The sequence below is a fragment of the Ruegeria sp. N7 genome, assembly GCF_056531345.1.
Genome location: NZ_JBQFLR010000045.1, coordinates 1 through 2,402 on the forward strand (window position 1 = coordinate 1; position 2,402 = coordinate 2,402).

Consider the following 2,402-nt stretch of genomic DNA (forward strand, 5'->3'; position numbering starts at 1 on the left):
TGATCATTTTTGTTGGGTGCCTTCTTTTTCGAGGCGCTTTGGGTCAAGTGAAGCCAGTGACCGCCAATTTGACAGAATTGCACCCTCAAAATGTGCAGTTAACTGCAAACTGTCGGGGCGATACCTTTCTATCTCAGGTTACCATAACCAATCCGCACAGGACATTCCGTTATTAGCACTGCCACCGCTCCGAAACCATCCTTACACCGAGACGAAACCTCTGACTCAAGGGCGGTATGGAGCGACAAAAACGGTCTATGTTCGTGATAATTTGTGCTCCATTCTGGTTTTATTTTGGTAAAATGTATCAATTCGTTTGCCCGGTCAAGAAAAAGCAACAAAAAGCCACACGATCGCAAATCGTTTTAACTTTGGGGCACAGGCAGTGCACTGGAGGAGTTTCATCCAATCGAAAAACCGCTGAATTGCGCCGGGTACTCTGGAAGCTTCGATCCCTGGATAGGGTGAGGCCAAGGTAAAAAACAGCAAACAAACATCCTTTTGGAGCCCACAAACGTGCGGCGGGAGCCGGACAGCCAAGAGTGGTAAAATTCTGGTGCGAACCTTTTCAGTGCAGGAAACGTTCATGACTATTCGCACATGCCCTTCACCTTGATGAACATCTGGCCCGTTTCATAGCCGTTTTCACATGGTCCCTTTCGCCTTTGCGTAGCTTCACATTGTAAAAGACTCATCAAGAAGCCGACCCCGAAATCGGCGAACATTGGTTAATGTGGCCGATTACTCGAACTCTTCAAACGTCTCTCTGACAACATCATCCACGGTCACGGCCCGCAATCTGCTGCCATCGTTGTCGCAGGCATCCTCTAAGGCTTGCCAAAGATGGTCCATTTGCAAAAATGGTTGAAAGCTCGTGCCGGCAGATCTCAATGCGGCGGAAATTCTGGGGCGTAAAGTGTCTGATGCATAGGTTCTGTTGGCTAATTTTCTTCATAACCCTGACGGGGTGCGCGGCGAAAACCTACAATGAAATTGACATCATGCCTTCGCCAACGGTCTTTGCCAATGGCACGCTTGACCCGTTCGGGGATGTGACCGAGGGCAATTTTGAGGCGCGGACGCGTCTGTTTTACGCAACCGACCGCCAGCCTGCGGAACCGGACGACCCACAGAAAAGCTACAATAACGCACGGGGGCACGTGTTGCGGGCGGGTGTCGCGCAGGTTGCGTCGGACCCGCCGCTTGAAAGCTGGGAAAACGCAAGGCGCATCACGCTCGCCGCGGCGCGGGATCGGGACTATAGGCTACGTGTGGCGGGCGTGACCGAGACCGGCATTCTGCCGTTCAGCGCAATCAAATACATGGATACGCCACCCAGCCGTGCCGAGGTCGAATCTGCCGGTCGCCGTTTTGCGTCACAAATCAATGCGCAATTGGCGCAATCGGCCAACAACGACATTTTCATTTACATCCACGGCTATAATGTGGACTTCGACTATTCCACCCTGGTCTCAAGCCAGTTGCAGCATTTCCTGGGCTATCAGGGCGCTTTCATCAGTTACAATTGGACAGCAACCCCAAGTACGCTGGCCTATTTCCGCGATCAGGAATCGGCGCTGGCCTCGCGACGCTATCTGCGCGAGCTGATTGCCTTTCTTTCGACTCATACCGATGCCCGTCGCATTCACCTGATCGGCTACAGCGCCGGGACTAGGCTGGCCTTTGATGCCGCTTATCAAATCGCGTTGGGAGCCGAGGAAAATGCGCGGTTGGGCAAACTCATCCTGATCGGCAGCGACCTAGACCGCGCTTATTTCCTTCATGCTATCGAGGACGGTCTTCTCGATGCGGTTACGGACCTGACGATCTATCAGTCGCAAACGGATTCCGCGCTGGCGATGTCTAGGTTTGTCTTTGGCCGCAAGCGCGTCGGAGAGACCTCGCCGCCCGGCGAAGCAGTGCCTGCGGTGCAAGCGGAACTGGCCCGGACCCCAAGGCTGCATGTCATCGACGTGACGGATGCCGAAGAGGCGGGCACTGGCAACGGGCATTGGTACTTCCGGTCTTCACCATGGGCCAGCAGCGATCTTTTCCTGTCATTGCTGACCAACAAAGACCCCGCCGCGCGCGGACTGGTGCGCGCACCCGGCGAAGTCATCTGGCGTTTTCCAGACGATTATCCGCAAAGGATCAGGGAATTGGGGCGTTTGTACTGAAGGAAAGGAACCGTCTGGTTATCCCCGTCTATTCTCTATTCTGATCAGCTTGCCACACGAGGCTCCCTCGGATCACATCGAAACTCTTATGTAAGGTCATCCATAGGTCAGACTTATGACGTTGAAGGTATAATCGATTTTTCTTGGCATATTAATCTGTCAAGATACCATTGCTCAAATGTGAATTTTACGCCGCGCAAGAATGGCGAACCTGTCAAACAATTC

The 2,402-nt window shown here is 53.1% G+C and carries 1 protein-coding gene; it reads left to right on the forward strand.

Annotated elements, in window-relative coordinates:
* Window positions 1–1,001: 1,001 nt before the first annotated feature.
* Complete coding sequence (locus ACR0ES_RS20105) at window positions 1,002–2,177, forward strand: alpha/beta hydrolase (RefSeq protein ID WP_480774596.1); 1,176 nt, start codon at window positions 1,002–1,004, stop codon at window positions 2,175–2,177.
* The last annotated feature ends 225 nt before the right edge of the window (window positions 2,178–2,402 follow it).